This window comes from Streptomyces sp. NPDC089919, assembly GCF_040684615.1.
Taxonomy (GTDB): domain Bacteria; phylum Actinomycetota; class Actinomycetes; order Streptomycetales; family Streptomycetaceae; genus Streptomyces.
Map to the genome: position 1 here is coordinate 58316 of NZ_JBFBGK010000012.1, position 15601 is coordinate 73916.

The 15601-nt window shown below is 71.7% G+C and carries 15 protein-coding genes; 3 read left to right on the top strand and 12 right to left on the bottom strand.

The features are described from left to right. Positions 1–26: 26 nt before the first annotated feature. Both AB0O40_RS08000 and AB0O40_RS08005 read right to left on the bottom strand, forming a co-directional pair. Positions 27–1160 (bottom strand): inositol-3-phosphate synthase, encoded by a 1134-nt coding sequence (locus tag AB0O40_RS08000; RefSeq protein ID WP_365036840.1) that lies wholly within the window; start codon positions 1158–1160, stop codon positions 27–29. Positions 1161–1524: 364 nt separating this feature from the next. Continuing rightward, on the bottom strand, positions 1525–2649 hold the full coding sequence (locus AB0O40_RS08005; protein ID WP_365036842.1) for a ScyD/ScyE family protein: 1125 nt from the start codon (positions 2647–2649) through the stop codon (positions 1525–1527). A gap of 348 nt (positions 2650–2997) precedes the next feature. On the opposite strand from AB0O40_RS08005, the gene AB0O40_RS08010 reads away from it, so the two are divergent. The 3 genes from AB0O40_RS08010 (at position 2998) to AB0O40_RS08020 (ending at position 5004) form a co-directional block, all read left to right on the top strand. After that, complete coding sequence (locus AB0O40_RS08010; protein WP_365036844.1) at positions 2998–4005, top strand: methyltransferase; 1008 nt, start codon at positions 2998–3000, stop codon at positions 4003–4005. Between the two features lie 163 nt (positions 4006–4168). Continuing rightward, positions 4169–4651, top strand: a complete 483-nt coding sequence (locus AB0O40_RS08015) for a hypothetical protein (protein WP_365036846.1) — start codon at positions 4169–4171, stop codon at positions 4649–4651. After that, entirely contained in the window at positions 4648–5004 is a 357-nt protein-coding gene (locus AB0O40_RS08020) for a hypothetical protein (RefSeq protein WP_365036848.1), read from the top strand. Before AB0O40_RS08015 ends, AB0O40_RS08020 begins: the two co-directional genes overlap by 4 nt. A gap of 79 nt (positions 5005–5083) precedes the next feature. On the opposite strand, the gene AB0O40_RS08025 is transcribed toward AB0O40_RS08020, so the two are convergent. From AB0O40_RS08025 to AB0O40_RS08070, 10 genes are all read right to left on the bottom strand, one after another. Then, the gene (locus AB0O40_RS08025) at positions 5084–6589 is read right to left on the bottom strand and encodes an FAD-dependent monooxygenase (RefSeq protein WP_365036849.1); all 1506 of its coding nucleotides are present in this window, start codon (positions 6587–6589) and stop codon (positions 5084–5086) included. Positions 6590–6701: 112 nt separating this feature from the next. Beyond that, positions 6702–8186 (bottom strand): FAD-dependent oxidoreductase, encoded by a 1485-nt coding sequence (locus AB0O40_RS08030; RefSeq protein WP_365036851.1) that lies wholly within the window; start codon positions 8184–8186, stop codon positions 6702–6704. 3 nt (positions 8187–8189) lie between these two features. Then, the gene (locus AB0O40_RS08035; RefSeq protein ID WP_365036853.1) at positions 8190–9131 is read right to left on the bottom strand and encodes an aromatase/cyclase; all 942 of its coding nucleotides are present in this window, start codon (positions 9129–9131) and stop codon (positions 8190–8192) included. 44 nt (positions 9132–9175) lie between these two features. Further along, positions 9176–9964: a 3-oxoacyl-ACP reductase FabG gene (gene fabG, locus AB0O40_RS08040; protein WP_365036855.1), complete on the bottom strand. Its 789-nt coding sequence runs from the start codon at positions 9962–9964 to the stop codon at positions 9176–9178. A 12-nt stretch (positions 9965–9976) separates the two neighbouring features. Then, positions 9977–10246: an acyl carrier protein gene (locus AB0O40_RS08045; protein WP_365036857.1), complete on the bottom strand. Its 270-nt coding sequence runs from the start codon at positions 10244–10246 to the stop codon at positions 9977–9979. Between the two features lie 51 nt (positions 10247–10297). After that, the gene (locus tag AB0O40_RS08050; RefSeq protein WP_365036859.1) at positions 10298–11512 is read right to left on the bottom strand and encodes a ketosynthase chain-length factor; all 1215 of its coding nucleotides are present in this window, start codon (positions 11510–11512) and stop codon (positions 10298–10300) included. Next, positions 11509–12780: a beta-ketoacyl-[acyl-carrier-protein] synthase family protein gene (locus AB0O40_RS08055; protein WP_365036861.1), complete on the bottom strand. Its 1272-nt coding sequence runs from the start codon at positions 12778–12780 to the stop codon at positions 11509–11511. Before AB0O40_RS08055 ends, AB0O40_RS08050 begins: the two co-directional genes overlap by 4 nt. Continuing rightward, positions 12777–13106, bottom strand: coding sequence for a TcmI family type II polyketide cyclase (locus tag AB0O40_RS08060; RefSeq protein WP_365036863.1), 330 nt, complete (start codon positions 13104–13106; stop codon positions 12777–12779). The genes AB0O40_RS08055 and AB0O40_RS08060 overlap by 4 nt, the downstream gene beginning before the upstream one ends. Positions 13107–13361: 255 nt before the next feature. After that, positions 13362–14060 (bottom strand): antibiotic biosynthesis monooxygenase family protein, encoded by a 699-nt coding sequence (locus tag AB0O40_RS08065; RefSeq protein ID WP_365036865.1) that lies wholly within the window; start codon positions 14058–14060, stop codon positions 13362–13364. A 53-nt stretch (positions 14061–14113) separates the two neighbouring features. After that, complete coding sequence (locus AB0O40_RS08070; protein ID WP_365036867.1) at positions 14114–15586, bottom strand: FAD-dependent monooxygenase; 1473 nt, start codon at positions 15584–15586, stop codon at positions 14114–14116. Positions 15587–15601: the final 15 nt, after the last annotated feature.

Genomic DNA, 15601 nt, shown 5'->3' on the forward strand with positions numbered 1-15601 from the left:
GGCCGCGGCCGAGGGGTGGATGGTGGTCATCGGACGTCTCCCAGTCGCTCGCCGAAGGCCCGCAGGGCCACGTACTGCTCGCCCAGCGCGGCCGGGGCCCGCCCGTCGGGGTCCTTGAAGAAGAAGGCCAGTTCGGGGCGCGGGCCGCTCAGGCCGCGCTCCCCGGCCCGGGCCACCAGCCGGACCAGGTCCAGCACCAGCGGCGCGGCCAGCGCCGAGTCGCAGCCCTGCCAGATGGTCTGGAGGACCATCCGCGTGCCGAGGAAGCCGTCGAAGGCGACGTGGTCCCAGGCGGTCTTCCAGTCGCCCAGCGCCGGCACGTCGTCGATGTGCACCTCGCCCTCGGGCATGGTGTCGAGGTTGTCGGCGAGCACCCGCTCCTTGCCGGCGTTCTTGGCGGCCGCGGCGGCCGGGTCGGACAGCGCCGCCCCGTCGCCCCCGCCCAGCAGGTTGGTGCCGGACCAGGCCCGCACCGCGAGCGCCCGCTGGTGGAACATCGGCGCGAGCACCGCCCGCAGCAGCGTCTGCCCGGTCTTGCCGTCCCGGCCGGCGTACGGCAGTCCGGAGGCGGCCGCCTCCTCGGCGAGGGCGGGGTGGTGCAGCCCCGCGGAGGGGGTGAAGTTCACGTACGCACAGCCCGCGCGCAGGGCGGCGGCAGCGTACAGGGAACTGGGCGGCAGCACCCCGTCCCCCGGTACGGGTTCGGTCGAGGCCACGTTGACGACCACTGCACGGTCCACCCCCGTGGTCCGTATGAATTCGGCCATGTCGGCGGCGAAGGCGCCGATCAGCTCCTCGGAGCCGCGGGTGTCGCCGGGCAGTGGACCACCGGGCCGGATGCGGGCGTCGGCGGCCGCCAGCTCGCTCGCCACGGCGGCCGGCAGCCAGGACGGCAGCACGCCCTGGGCGGCCAGCACCTCGGCGCGCTTGGGCAGCGGCTCGGTGGCGGTGTCGTGGCCCCCGAAGACCAGTGAGCCCAAGGCAGGCAGCCCGCTGCCGGCGAAGGCGGAGGTCTCGGTGACCAGTCCGACGGGGGGCGTCAGGCCGCCCGCCACGGCCGCGCAGCCGGCGGTGGCCGTGGTGGCGACAGAGCCACGGGCCCCGACGAACCACACACCCGTCCGGGAGCCGGCGGCGGGGGTCTCGGCGTGAAGGGACACGGGCAGCCTCCATGGGCATCGTGATGAGCAAGTAGATGCCCGGCCAGGATGCCGATTTGCCCCTGCCGGAGGGGGTTCGCTCCGGTCGGTGTTGAGCGACCGCTGAGCGGACCCCCACCGGACGGACACCGGGTGCACAGCACACGGACATCGGCTGACCGGCGCGGGACCAGCGCTCACGTGGTGCAAACCACCCGGTGCGCGACGGCCGCGGACGCGGCCCGGGGCGCCGGCGGTGCCGGACGGTCGGCGCCGGGCGGGCGGACCGTCCTTCGGACATGCCGAAGCCCCGCCGGTCCCGGGGGACCGGCGGGGCGTGCTCAGTGCGCGCGGGGGGAAGCCGCGGCACTCAGCGGGGCGGGGTTCAGCGGTTGACCTTCACCAGCTGGCCGTTGGTGCCGACCGAGTTGTTGGTGACGTAGATGTCGCCCCAGATGCTGACGCCGAGGCCGGTGGCCTGCTTGAGGTTGCCGCCGGTCGGGATCTCGTTGACCGACTTGGTCCAGGTGTTGATCTTGTACAGGCGGCTGGCGCCGGGGGCGCCGTTGATCGAGGTGTCGCTGTACGACAGGGCGATGAGGCCGCCGTCCCAGTCGAAGGAGATGTCGATCAGGTTGGTCAGGCCGGAGACCAGGACCTGGGGCTGCTTGCCCGGCTCGATCTTCCAGATGCGGGCGGCGCCGACGTTGCCGCCGCTCATGTCGGCGACGTAGATGTCGCCGTTCCAGTCGGTGACCGCACCGGTCGGGACGGCCTCGGCGTCGGTGCCGTTGGGCAGGTGGTTCTTCGGCAGCACGAAGGCGGTGGAGATGGGCGCCGAGCCGTCGGGCGAGATGCGGATGATGTCGTTGGCCGCCGCGTCGGTCGCCAGGATGCTGGAGCCGCTCTTGGTGAAGTTGAAGCCGTTGGCGTTGATGTCGCCGCCGTCGGGGTTCAGGTCGGTCTCGTGCTTGACGAGGTCGCCCAGGACCTTCTTGTCGCTGGTGCGGAAGACCGTGCCCAGGGTCTTGGCGTTGGCGCCGAGGGCGTCGCGGCCCGCGGTGTTGCGGTAGCCGCCGAAGGTGGAGATGACCACGTAGCCGTTGCCGTCGGGGGACGGGACGACGTTGTTCGGGCCGGAGCCGACGACCGGCGCGCCCGGGGCGGCACCGGCGGCGACGGAGTCGAGGCCGGTCACCACGCGCGTCGAGACGCCGTTGCGGACGCGGAGGATGGAGCCGGTGGGGCCGGCGCACTGGACGTTGACGGCGCAGCCCGGCTGGCCCTCGCCCGACTCGGCCACGAGGATGTCGCCGTTCCACAGCGGGGTGACGCCGCGGCCGTTCTTCAGGCCGGTCGCGATGACGTCGACGGTGCCCGGAGCGCCGTCGGTGGCGACGGTGGCCGCGGTCTCGGCCGAGGCCGTGCTGGTGACCATCGGCGCGGCGAGGATGCCGGCCGCGCCCGCCGCCAGGAGGGCCTTCTTCCAGGACTTGCGTGAACTCGACATGTCTCTCCTTCGTCGGCCGCACCGCCCCGTAGTCGGCGAGGGCAGCGCTGTGAAACCGGCCCAAACAATAGGCGAGAAATAGGCCTTGTATGAGTGCGGAATTTGCGCGGTTGAACACGTCGGAGTCCGAAAACCGAGCCGCACCAGAAAGAAACCAGCGGCGGTCCAGTCACACTCCAGGACCCGGCGAGTCGCTTCCATACCGTGGTAGTCACGGGTCCCTTCCGGCGGTTGGGACGAAGAATTGCGTTACTGCCCTGGAGGAATCTCATGCCGGAATTGCCGCCCCCGCCTGTGGCCCGCGCTTTTGAAAAGCAGCGTGCGGAACTGCAGAAGCAGGCCCGGGACATGGCACCTGGTCCGTTCGCGCTGCTGGAGCTCTCGATGGGCGCCATGGTGACCCAGGCCATCGCGGTCGCCGCCGAGCTGAAGCTGGCCGAAGCCCTTGCGGACGGGCCGCTGAGCCCGGAGGCGCTGGCCGGCAAGGTCGGGGCGAACACCGACGCGCTGACCCGTCTGCTGCGCCTGCTGGCCGCCAACGGCATCTTCGAGGGCCAGGCCGACGGCACGTACCAGCAGACGCCGATGTCCGACGCGCTGCGCGCCGACCACCCCGTGACGATGCGCAACATCGCCGTCCTGATGGGCCACCCGACGCACTGGGAGGAGTGGAACGGTTTCCTGGAGACCATCCGCACCGGTGAGCCGGGGCTGCCCAAGCTCCGCGGTGTGACCGCCTTCGAATTCCTGATGGCGAACCCGGAGTACGGTTCGGTCTTCATCAACGGCATGGGCGACATGTCGGCGACCGAGACCGCGCCGATCGTCGCGGCCTACGACTTCTCGCAGTTCGGCACCGTGCTGGACTTCTGCGGCGGCCGCGGCGGCCTGCTCGCGGGCATCCTGCAGTCCGCGCCCGACACCAAGGGCATCCTGTCCGACCCCCGGGTCGGCGGGAACGGCGCGGTCGAGTACCTGGCCGAGCAGGGCGTCGGCGACCGCGTCACCACCGCGGACGCGGACCTCTTCGACGCGGTGCCCACCGGCGCCGACGCGTACGTCCTCAAGCACATCGTGCACGACTGGCCCGAGGACCAGGTCCTGCAGATCCTCAAGAACGTCCGCGCGGCCATCAAGCCGGGCGGCAAGCTGCTGCTGGCCGAGATGGTCATCCCGGAGGAGGGCAACGAGCCGCACTCCGGCAAGCTGGTCGACCTGTGGCTGATGCTGCTCGTCGGCGGCAAGGAGCGCACCGCCTCGCAGTACGCCGAGCTGCTGGCCAAGGCCGGCTTCAAGCTCGAGCAGATCGTCGAGACGGCCGGCCCGATCTCCCTCGTCGAGGCCACCCCGGTCTAACCCTCCCGACCGGCTGCCGGTTCCGTGTCCCCCCTGTCACGGAACCGGCACCAAGGGCCTCCCCCAGGCCCGTGAAGCCCGTACGCAGCCCCCGCGTACGGGCTTCACGCTTGCCCCGTTCGGGCGATGGCGGGGCCGTGACTTTCAAAGTAGCTTGAAAGTCATGGCCCCTGAGAACGCTGCCGTGAACTTCTCCGAACTGGTCAACAAGAACAAGCAGACGCTGGCCCGGCTCGAGCAATCGCCGCGGCTGCTGCTGCACCGTAGAGACGGCGAGGACCTCGTCCTCACCACCGCCGCGCGGGCCGAGCAGGACCGGACCGTCGTGTCGGCGGCCACCCGGATGCTGGCGGCGCTGGCACGCCGGGAGCCGGGCAGCACCGAGCTGCTCCTCGACATCCTGCCGGACGCCTTCCCCTGGCTCCGGTTCCTGCCGGAGCCCGACGTGCACGCCTTCGCCGTGGAACTGGTCGACACCATGCGGGCGGCCGACTCCCTGGGCAACAACGCGTCCGTCGCCCAGTTGCTCGTCGCCTGGCAGCACACCGCCGAGGTCCACTCCGACCCGGTCCTGCTGGCCGCCCTGACCCGCGACCACGACGAGGACTACGGCCCCGTCCCCGACCCGCGGGAAGCCGCCTCATGACCCCCGCCCGCGGCGACCGCGCCGCCCCTCCCGCACCGGAGGACCACTGGGAAGTCCGCTTCGCGGACGCGGCATCCGCCAAGGGCTGGGAGAACCTGGCCCAGCAGGCCCGCGAGAACACCTACCGCGCGTGGCTCGCCATGCGCACCGATCCGCGGCCGACGGCCGAGACGCCACGCCATCACCGGCTCAAGGGGAGCCTGGCCCACGGAAGCCACCGCGGACAGACGTGCGAGCAGTGGCAGATCGAGGTGACCGGCAGCGGACGCATCTGGTACCTCGCGGACGGAGTCCGGCGGACGTGTTGGATCACCTTCGCGGGGGCGGGGCATCCGCGGGCCACGGACCGCTGACGTCGCCCCGCACAAAAAATCGCCCCTGTCCCGCCGGTCAACCGGCGGGACAGGGGCGGGTCCCCTGGGGGTGGGGAGGTCAGGCGGTGGCGGGGCCGAACCAGCGGGTCAGGGCCTCGGCGAGGCCCTGGTCGGCGGAGCCGGCCCAGGCCACGTAGCCGTCGGGGCGGACCAGCAGGGCCGGGGTGCCGGCCAGCGGGTCGGGCCCGTCCTTGGGCTTGGCCGAGACGGTGCGCACGTCCACCCGGCCCGCCCAGGCGGCGGCGACCTCGCGGGTCCGCGCGCTGTCGGCGAAGTCCAGCAGGACGCCGTGGCCCGGGTGCAGCAGCTCCGTGATGGTGCTCTCGCCCTCCGCGCCGACCAGCAGCCGCGGCGGCATCCGGCGGCCCAGCAGGCCGTGCTCCGCGTCGCCGGTGACCTCGCCGAGGTCGTACTTGATGTCGAGGTGGCTGACGATGCCGGCCAGGTGCCGCTTGACGTCGTCGTACTGGACCAGCTCGTTGAACAGCTCGCGCAGCGGCTCGGCCGCGTCCCCGCCGAGGAAGACGATGCCCTGGGCGCGGGTGTTCATCAGCAGGCGCTTGCCGACCGGGTGCCGCTCGGCGTGGTAGGTGTCCAGCAGCTCCTCGGTGGCGGTGCCGCCGGCCACGGCCGCCAGCTTCCAGCCCAGGTTCGCCGCGTCCTGCACGCCGGTGCTCAGGCCCTGGCCGCCGGCCGGCAGGTGGATGTGGGCCGCGTCGCCGGCCACCAGGACCCGGCCGCGCCGGTACTCGGAGGTCTGCCGGGTGGCGTCCGTGAAGGAGCTGACCCAGGTCGCGCTGCCGCCGCTGATGTCCTCGCCGGTGATGTGCTGCCAGGCGTCGGCCACCTCCTCGAACGGCACGAGGGCGTCGCGGTCGCTGGCCGGGGTGCCGTGCGGGCAGACGATGATGCGGTCCACGTCGTCGCCGAGCGCGCCGGCCATCACCATGCCGTTGGGCAGCTGCTCGCCGAGGTAGCGCGGCCGCAGCTTGCAGCCCACCACGTCGGCGACGTACATCTTGCGGGTGGCGGAGACGCCGGGGAAGTCGAAGCCGGCCGCCTTGCGGATGTTGCTGCGCGAACCGTCGCAGGCCACCAGGTACTTGGCGCGCAGGGTCTGCTCGCCCTCCGGGCCGGTGACGGTGATCTCGACGTGGTCGCCGTCGAGGAAGCCGTCGGCTATCGAGGTGAACTCGTAGCCGCGGCGGATCTCGGCGCCGAGCTCCTTGGACCAGCCCTCCAGGGCCTCCTCGGTGCGCCACTGGAGCACGCCGCGGGCGCCGAAGTGGGCGTCCTCGAGCGCGGTGTAGTCGAACTGCACGCCGCCGAAGTGACCCATCGGCATGGTTTCGAGCGAGCCCCAGCGCGGCAGCAGCCCGCGCTGGTCGAACGTCTCCATGGTGCGGGCGGTGAAGCCCAGGCCGCGCGACTGCATGGTGGGGTCGGTCAGCTTCTCGACGACGATGACTCGGGCCCCGCCCAGGCGCAGTTCTCCGGCGAGCATCAGGCCGGTCGGACCGGCGCCGACGACGATGACGTCGGTGTCCAACGCTGTCCCTTCCATGGTGTTCCCTTCCTCGGGGGTGCTTCTTAGAGAGTTCTGCGGGGGCAAGGGCGCCGGCCGGCGAGGCGAGCCGGCGGCGCGGACGCCCGCGGCCCCCAGGGGCCGCGGGCGGTCAGTTCGCGGGTCCGAACCAGCGCGTGAGCGCTTCGGGCAGCCCGTCGCTCGCGGTGCCCGCCCAGGCGACGTAGCCGTCGGGGCGGACCAGGACGGCCTCGGTGCCGTCCAGGGCACTGCCGGGGGCGGCCGTGGCGGCCACGACGTTGACCCGGTCGGCCCAGCCGGCGGCGGGCAGTGGGGAGCCCCCGTCCCGGCGCAGGTCCAGCAGCAGACCGCCGCGGCGGCGCAGCAGCTGCGTGGTGGTGGTGTCGCCGTCGGGGCCGGGCAGCACCGTGTGCGGCAGCCGGGCCCCGAGCAGCGGATGGGCGGGAGCGTCCATGGGGTACCGGACGTCCAGCCCGCTGATCATCCCGGCCAGATGGGCGCGGACGTCCTCCTGGGCGATCAGCTCGCCGAGGACGGTGCGCAGCGGCTCCACCTCGGGCGGCCCGAGCAGCATCGTGGCCTGGGCCTTGATGTTCGACAGCGTCCGCCGGCCGACCTCGTGCCGCTCCTCCTGGTAGGTGTCCAGGAGTTCCGCGGGGGCCAGGCCGCGCACGGTGAGCGCGAGCTTCCAGCCGAGGTTGAAGGCGTCCTGCAGCCCCAGGTTCAGGGCCTGGCCGCCGATCGGCATCTGACGGTGCGCCGCGTCGCCCGCGAAGAGGATCCGGCCCTGCCGGTAGTGCACCAGCTGGCGGGAGGCGTCGCCGAAGGAGTTCACCCACAGCGGTGTGCCGCCGCTGATGTCCTCGCCGGTGACGCGCTTCCAGATGGTGGCGATCTCCTCGAACTGTGCGTCGGCGGTGCGGGGTTGTGCGACCGAGCCGAATTCGTGGACCATCACGCGGGTCACCCCGGCCGGGTTGCGCCAGGCGATCGCCAGGCCCTTCTCCAGCCGCTGGAAGCGCCGGTTGGGGATCTCGATCCCGTCGACGTCGGCCCGGATGAGCTCCCGGACGGCGTCCTCGCCGGGGAACTGCGCCCCGGTCAGCCGGCGGACCGCGCTGGTCTCGCCGTCGCAGGCCACCACGTACCTGGCCCGCAGGTGCAGGGTGCCGTCGCTGCCGACCGCCTCGGCGTCGACGTGCTCCCCCGCGTCCGCGACGGCCACCAGCTCGTGGCCGCAGCGGATGTCCGCACCCAGGGAGATCGCCCACTCCTCGAGGACCGCTTCCGTCTTGGTCTGCGGCACCTTCCACTGGCCCGGATGGGTGCTGGGCAGCGAGAGGTCGAGGGGGATGCCGCCGAAGTGGCCCTTGGGCTCGTTCGGCGGGTTCCCGACGTCCGGCAGCAGCTCCCGGCTGTCGAGGATCTCCATGGTGCGGGCGTGCAGGGTGGAGGCGCGGGACTCCCGGGTGGGTTCGCGCCTCTTCTCGACGACGACCACGTCCGCGCCGCCCCGGGCCAGTTCCCCGGCGAGCATCAGCCCGACGGGTCCGGCCCCGACGACGAGGACGTCGGTCTCCAGACGGTCCACGGGGACCGCGGTGTCGTCGGCCACGGGTCAGGCCTTCGACTCGGCGTAGGCCTTGGCGTGGGCGAGGGTGGCGGAGCTGTTGGTGCTCAGCGCGGTGTGGACGTACTTGCGCGCGTCGGCGACGGTGGCGTCCGCGCCCAGGATCTTCGCGATGTTCTCGGTGCGCAGGGTGACCGTGTGCTGCGAGGAGGCCGCGTGGCCGCCCTCGTTCTCCACGAAGGTCCACTCACCGGTGTGCAGGGTCATCAGCGCCGGCAGGGTGACCTGCTTGTACGCGATCTTCTCCTGCGGGAAGGTCACCCGGTACGACTTGGTGGTGTGCACCGAGCCGTCCTTGGCGCGGGTGTCCATCTCGAGCTCCTGGAGGCCGGGGGTCGGCTCCTCGAGGCGGACCACGGCCACGTGCGGCAGCCGCTCGGCCCACAGGTGGGCCTCGTTGATGAAGTCGAACGCGTCCTTCGCGGCGCCCGCGATCTGGACGGTGTCGACGAAGGAGAAGGTCAGCTCCTCCTGCTCGGCCGCGTGCGCCGCCTCGACGTTCTCCTTGAGGGCGGCCAGCTCCGAGGTGCTGTTCTTGTCCACGGCCCGCTCGATCCACAGCAGGTCGTGCGGGTCGTCGTTGATGGCGCTGTAGTCGTGCAGCAGCCGGACCCGGGACTCGCTGTCGCCGGTGGCCTCGATGATCCAGGTGCCGCCCATGTGCTTGACGGGCTCCGCCGGGACCTCCTGGCGGAAGGTGATCTTGAGGCCTTCCGGGTCCAGGGTGCGGCGCGAGGTCCACTCCTTGGGCTGGCCGTTGGCCGTGGCCCAGATCCGGATCTTCTCCTCGTTGCCCTCGGCCTCGATCCGGTCCACGTGGATGGTGGGCGGGAAGATGCGGGGCCAGTTGGTCACGTCCGCGAGCAGCTGGTACACCGCAGCGGCCGGGGCGCCGATGGTGATCTCGTGCTCGACCTCACGCGTCGTCATGACGACTTTCTCCTCGGTGGTGTGAGTGGGTGCGTGGGGGCGACTTAGAAGTTGCCCAGGCCACCGCAGACGTTGAGCGCCTGCGAGGTGATGGAGGCGGCCGTGTCGGAGGCCAGGTAACCGACCAGGCCCGCGACCTCCTCCGGGGTGGAGTAGCGGCCGAGCGGGATCTTCGACTGGAACTTCTCGAGGATCGACTCCTCGGAGGTGTCGTACGCCGCCGCGTAGCCCTGGCGGACCCGCTGGGCCATCGGGGTCTCGACGTAGCCCGGGCAGACCGCGTTGACGGTGATGCCGGTGGGGGCCAGCTCGTTGCCCAGGGCCTTGGTGAAGCCGACGACGCCGTGCTTGGAGGCCGAGTACGGGGCGCCCAGGACGACGCCCTGCTTGCCCGCGGTCGAGGCGATGTTGATGATCCGGCCGCGGTCCTTGGCGCGCAGGCCGCCGACCGTCAGCGCGGCGCGGGTGACGCGGAAGACGCTGTTGAGGTTGGTGTCGATGACGTCGTCCCACAGCTCGTCCGCGATGTCCGCGGTCGGGCCGCCGCCGGAGCGGCCGGCGTTGTTGACGACGACGTCGACGGAGCCGAAGCGGTCGACCGCGGCCTGGATCCAGGCGTCCACGGACTCGGTGGAGCGGACGTCGACGACGCCGCCGTCCACCTCCAGGCCCTCGCCCTGGAGCTCCTTGACCGTCTCGGCGATGTTGTCCGCGTTGCGGGCGCCGATGAAGACCTGGTGGCCCTGGGAGGCGAGCAGGCGGGCGGAGGCCAGGCCGATGCCGCTGGTGCCGCCGGTGATGACGGCGACCTTCGGGGTGTTGTTCTCAGTCATGTCCGGTGCCTCTCAGGCGGCCTGGTCGGTGGTCAGCGGCTGGTTGACGACCTCGATGAAGGCGCGCGGCGTGTGGGCGTCGTTGACGGCCTCCTCGTCGAGGGAGATGCCGTACTCGCGCTCGATGAGGCTGCCGGCCTCGAGCAGCGCGAGGGACTCGTAGCCCAGCACGTCGAACTCGGTGTCGAGGATGTCGCCGTCCAGGTCGATGCCCTCGGCCACGCCGGCGGCCTCGAGCAGGATGCGCTTGAGGTCGTCGAGGGTGAACGACTTGCTCGCCATGGTGAATGTCCTTTGCGTCCGTGGTGGAGAAGTGTGGGGGCGGCGAACTGCCTAGTCGGCGGCGCGCACGACCATCGCGGAGTTGAAGCCGCCGGTACCGCGGGCCAGCACCAGGGCGGTGCGCACCTCGGCCTTGCGCGGCTCGCCGATGACGAGGTCCAGCGCGTAGTCGGGGCAGGGGTCGATGTGCACGGTGGGCGGGATGATCCCGTCGCGGATCGAGTAGCAGGCCGCCGCGAGGTCCAGCGCCGCCGCACCCGAGTACAGCCGGCCGGTCATCGTCTTGGGCACGGTCACCGGGACCGAGCGGCCCGCCAGGACCGCGTTGATGGCCTCGGCCTCGATGCGGTCCAGGGCCGGGTCGCCGGCGCCGTCCGCGAAGATCACGTCGATGTCGTCGGCGGTGATGCCGGCGTCGACGAGCGCGATCTGGATCGCCTTGCGCAGGCCCGGCTCGCGGCCGCTGCCCGGGCGGGGGTCGATGGTGGACCCGTAGCCGGCGATCTCGCCGTAGATGTGGGCGCCGCGCGAGCGGGCCGCGTCGCCGTCCTCGGCGATGAGGATGGCGCCGCCCTCGCCCGGCACGTAACCGCGGGCGTCGCGGTCGAAGGGCAGGTAGGCACGGGTGGGCTCGTCGCTGGTGGACAGCTTGCCGGTGGACAGCTGCGCCACCCAGCCCCAGGTGCAGATGGAGGCGTCGACGCCGCCGGTGACGATCAGCGGGGTGCCCTTGCGGATCTGGCGCCGCGCGTGCGCCACGGCGTCGAGGCCGCCGGCGCCCTCGGAGACGACGACCCCGGCGGGGCCCTTCATCCCGTTGCGGATCGAGATCTGGCCGCTGTTGACGGCGTAGAACCAGGCGAAGGACTGGTACGCCGAGACGTACTGGCTGCCGCGGCTCCACAGGGACTGCAGCTCGCCCTGGCCGAACTCGAACCCGCCGGCCGCGGACGCCGTGATGACGCCCATGTCGAAGTCGGGGAAGTCCTTCGGGTCGACGCCCGCGTCCGCCAGCGCCCAGTCCGTGGCCACCAGCGCGAGGCGGGTGACGCGGTCGGTCTGCGGCAGCAGCCGGCTGGGCAGGTACTCCTCGGCCTGGAAGCCGGGGACCTCGCCGGCCAGCTTGGCCGGGTAGCCGGAGGGGTCGAAGCGGGTGATGCGGCCGATGCCGTTCTTGGCACCGATCGTCGCCTTCCAGTAGTCCTCGGCGCCGAGCCCGTTGGGGGAGGCGACGCCCAGACCGGTGATCACCACCGACGTGGTCATACGAGGCTCCTTTCGGGGCTGGCCAGCACCATGGCGCTCTGGAAGCCGCCGAAGCCGCTGCCGACCGTGAGGACCGCGTCGACCAGCTGGTCGCGCGCGGTGACGGGGACGTAGTCGAGGTCGCACTCCGGGTCGGGAGTGGTCAGGTTGGCCGTGGGGGGTACGACGTCGTACTCCATGGCCAGCGCGGACGCGGCGATCTCGATGGAGCCGATGGCGCCGAGCGAGTGCCCGACCATCGACTTGATGGAGCTGACCGGGGTGCGGTAGGCGTGCTCGCCCAGGCTGCGCTTGAAGGCGGCCGTCTCGTGCCGGTCGTTCTGCTTGGTGCCCGAGCCGTGCGCGTTGATGTAGTCGATGGCCTCGGGGTTGAGCCGGGCCTCGGCCAGGGCGAGGTTGATCGCCTCGGACATCTCGGCACCGTCGGGGCGCAGGCCCGTCATGTGGTACGCGTTGGAGCGCGTGGCGTAGCCGGCGATCTCCGCGTAGATGTGGGCGCCGCGCTTCTTGGCGCTCTCCAGCTCCTCCAGGACGAAGAAGGCGGTGCCCTCGCCGAGGACGAACCCGTTGCGGGTGCCGTCGAAGGGGCGGGAGGCGCGCTCCGGCTCGTCGAACCGGGGGGTGGTGGCCTTGATCGCGTCGAAGCAGGCCATGGTGATCGGGGAGATCGGGGCGTCCGAGGAGCCGGCGATCACCACGTCCGCGGAGCCCTCGCGCACCAGCTCGACGGCGTAGCCGACGGAGTCGATGCCGGAGGTGCAGCCGGTGGAGACCACGGTCGAGGGGCCCTCGGCGCCGACGGCCCAGGCGACCTCGGAGGCGAAGGAGCTCGGCACCATGTGGTTGTAGAGGTGCGGCACCGCGTAGGCGTGGTCGACCAGGTCGAGGCGGCCGCCGTCGGAGACGACGCGGTACTCCTCGTCGAGGCCCATCGTGGCGCCGACGGCGCTGCCGACGGTGACGCCGATGCGGTGCGGGTCGACCCCGCCGAGCTCGATGCCGCTGTCGGCGACCGCGCCGCGCGAGGCGACGACCGCGAACTGCGCGGCCCGGTCCAGGCGGCGCACCTCCTGCGGGGTCAGGCCGTGCGCGTACGGGTCGAAGTCGGCTTCGGCGGCCACCCGCGAGCGGAACTGAGCCGGGTCGAAGAAGGTGATCCCGCGCGTGGCGGTGCGGCCCTCGCTCAGCAGGTTCCAGAAGTTCTCCTTGCCGATACCACCGGGGGCGATCACCTCGATTCCGGTGATGACAACGCGTCGCCGAGTCACGCGGACGCCTCCCAGTTGTAGAAGCGCGTCGCCATCGCATCGGCGGGCGAGCGCCAGGTCTTCGGGTCGTAGGCCTCGATGAAGGGCTTGAGGTCCTCGCTGATCTGCACGAAGCGCGAGTCACCCTTGGCGGCCTCGATCAGCTCGCCGCCGTTGTCCTCGTCGAAGTCCTGAAGGTGGAAGTACAGGCCCCGGTACGAGAACAGCTGGCGGCGCCGCGTCCCCATGCGGTGGGGCATCTCCGTCGCGTCGAAATCACCGAAGAGCTTCGCCACGTCCTCTGCGGAAGTGGCCGCCATCCGGGCGACAATCAGCGTGCTGTGCATAAGGTTTCGCTCCTCAGCGGTGTCTGGGAGAGTGCGCGCAGGGGGCCGGAACTGCGCGCGGCGGCTGGAATACACCATCGGTTTAGACGGTGCGGCCCGGCGATCGCGCCCCGGACGGGGGATACCTGAATTCCACCGGAGCCGTGTGCAGGACCCGGTTTCCGGGCACCGTGCAGCGGACGCCCGGTCCCCGCGCGGGGGCCGGGCGTCCTGGGGTACTGCGGGGCGCGCCGCGGGGGATGCGGCGCGCCGGTCTCACTCGTCGCCGGCGGCGCGGGTGAGCTTGACGCGGTAGGTGTTCACGTTCGAGTCCGTGACCACGGCCTTGATGCGGGCGTCGGCCTTCTGGCGGCCGATCGGCCAGGTGTCCTCGGGCTGCTCGCGGTGGGCGTCGTAGGTCTCCTTGCTGTCCCACTGCGAGTAGGAGACGACGAAGGAGCCCTCGAGGCCGCGGGCGCGCAGGCCGCGCAGGACGACGTGGGTGCGGAAGCCGGGGGCGTCGACGATGCCCTTCTGGCCCTCGCCGAGGGCGTCGATCAGCTCGGCCTGGTTCTCGGCGTCGACGGAGAAGACCTCGATCGCGGTGTAGTCGTCGCGGTGCGGGCCGACCTCGACCTTGCCGTTCAGCGACGGGTGGGTCAGCGTGTACGCGACCTCGTTCTGCAGGAGGCGGATCGAGGTGGTGATCTCGCCGAAGACCGGCAGGGTGCGGTGGTTGAACTCCTCGCCGGCGTAGCGCTTCTCGAGGTCCTCGCCGGAGCGCCACTGGATGAAGTTCGCGGTGCCGTAGCTGTCCACGCCCGCGTGCACGGTGCTGGACATCCAGCCCTCGTAGGTCGCCGCCTGGACGATCTTCGTCATCTCCGCGACCAGGGAGTCCTGCTTCTCGGGAGCGTCGGTGGTGAAGAGGTTGAGGACGGTGAGGTGGTTGTCCTCGAGGGAGATGTAGGGCATTGCTTCCTTCGCTTCCTATGAGAGGTAAGGGCGTGACCGGAGCAGGGGCGCTCTCAGTTGGCGGGGCCGAACCAGCGGTCGAGGGTGTCGGCGAGGCCGGCGGAGCCGGTGCCGGGGGCGCCGACCCAGGCGACGTAGCCGTCGGGGCGGACGAGGATGCCGTCCACCGGGGCGTCGCAGACCGGCTCGACGTCGACCACGGTGACGCGGTCGGACCAGCCGGCGGCCGCCTGGGCCAGCCCGTGGTCGCCGCCGACCTGGATGAGGACGGCCCGGCCGGCGTGCAGCAGTTCGAGGCTGTGGATCTTCTCGCCGCCGGTGACCAGCTCCCGGGGCGGCAGGCGCCGGCCCAGCAGCGGGTGGTGGTCTTCCTCCCCGACGTCGTGGCGGATGTCGAGGCCGGTGACCATGCCGACCAGGTGCCGGCGGACCGAGTCGTACTTCTCGACCAGCTCGCCGAAGACCTCCCGCATCGGGTCGATCTCGTCGCCGCCGAGGTAGAGGATCCGCTGGGCGAGGGTGTTGGTCAGGATCCGCGCGCCGACCGGGTGCCGCTCGGCGTGGTAGGTGTCCAGCAGGCCCTCGGGGGCCTGGCCCTTGATGTCCAGGGCCAGCTTCCAGCCGAGGTTGACCGCGTCCTGGACGCCCGCGCTCATGCCCTGCGCGCCGATGGGCAGGTGGATGTGGGCGGCGTCGCCGGCCAGGAAGACCCGGCCCTTGCGGTACTGGGCGGCCTGGTGGCTGCGGTCGGTGGTGGAGCTCACCCACAGGGGGGTCGCGCCGCTGATGTCCTCGCCCGACAGCCGCTTGAAGGTCGTCGCGACCTCGTCGAAGGTGATCGGGTCCGGGCTGGTGCGCAGCGGCTCGGTCCGGTCGAAGTAGATGACGCGGCTGCGGTCCGGCCCCATCGGGATGACCATGACCATGCCGTCGGCCACGCGCTCACCGCTGAAGCGGGGGCGCAGCTGGATCCCGGCGACGTCCGCGAAGCGCAGCTCGATGGCCGGCTCGGTGCCGGGGAAGTCGATCCCGGAGAGGGTGCGCACCGCGCTGCGGCCGCCGTCGCAGCCCACGACGTGGCGGGCGCGCAGGGTCAGCGTGCCCTCGGGGCCCTGCGCGGTGACCGTGACGCCCTCGTCGTCCTGCTCGAGGCCGGTGACCTCGGTGCTGCGGACGACCTCGGCGCCCAGCTCCTGGGCGCGGCCGCCGAGGATGCCCTCGGTGCGGGCCTGCGGGATGCCGCGGGCACCGTACGAACCGCCGTCGAGGACCTGGTAGTCGAGCGGAATGCCGCCGAAGTGCCCGACCGGGATCACGCCGACCTCGCCGAAGCGGGCCAGCAGACCGCGCTGGTCGAATTCCTCGATGGTCCGCGCGGAAAAGCCGAGGGCGCGGGATTCCTTGATGGGCTCGGCGAGCCTGTCAAGAACCTTTACCGAGACTCCATTGAGCCTCAGTTCTGCCGCGAGCATGAGTCCGGTGGGGCCGGCGCCCACCACAATGACATCTGCATCAAAGGTGCTCATCTGCCCTCTTCCCAC

What these genes read in the sequence shown, in the direction of transcription:
- AB0O40_RS08045 (WP_365036857.1), bottom strand. Translation starts at nt 10,246, where the DNA reads ATGGCGAGCAAGTCGTTCACCCTCGACGACCTCAAGCGCATCCTGCTC.
- AB0O40_RS08005 (WP_365036842.1), bottom strand. Translation starts at nt 2,649, where the DNA reads ATGTCGAGTTCACGCAAGTCCTGGAAGAAGGCCCTCCTGGCGGCGGGC.
- AB0O40_RS08065 (WP_365036865.1), bottom strand. Translation starts at nt 14,060, where the DNA reads ATGCCCTACATCTCCCTCGAGGACAACCACCTCACCGTCCTCAACCTC.
- AB0O40_RS08070 (WP_365036867.1), bottom strand. Translation starts at nt 15,586, where the DNA reads ATGAGCACCTTTGATGCAGATGTCATTGTGGTGGGCGCCGGCCCCACC.
- AB0O40_RS08060 (WP_365036863.1), bottom strand. Translation starts at nt 13,106, where the DNA reads ATGCACAGCACGCTGATTGTCGCCCGGATGGCGGCCACTTCCGCAGAG.
- fabG (WP_365036855.1), bottom strand. Translation starts at nt 9,964, where the DNA reads ATGACTGAGAACAACACCCCGAAGGTCGCCGTCATCACCGGCGGCACC.
- AB0O40_RS08035 (WP_365036853.1), bottom strand. Translation starts at nt 9,131, where the DNA reads ATGACGACGCGTGAGGTCGAGCACGAGATCACCATCGGCGCCCCGGCC.
- AB0O40_RS08025 (WP_365036849.1), bottom strand. Translation starts at nt 6,589, where the DNA reads ATGGAAGGGACAGCGTTGGACACCGACGTCATCGTCGTCGGCGCCGGT.
- AB0O40_RS08020 (WP_365036848.1), top strand. Translation starts at nt 4,648, where the DNA reads ATGACCCCCGCCCGCGGCGACCGCGCCGCCCCTCCCGCACCGGAGGAC.
- AB0O40_RS08050 (WP_365036859.1), bottom strand. Translation starts at nt 11,512, where the DNA reads ATGACCACGTCGGTGGTGATCACCGGTCTGGGCGTCGCCTCCCCCAAC.
- AB0O40_RS08015 (WP_365036846.1), top strand. Translation starts at nt 4,169, where the DNA reads ATGGCCCCTGAGAACGCTGCCGTGAACTTCTCCGAACTGGTCAACAAG.
- AB0O40_RS08010 (WP_365036844.1), top strand. Translation starts at nt 2,998, where the DNA reads ATGGCACCTGGTCCGTTCGCGCTGCTGGAGCTCTCGATGGGCGCCATG.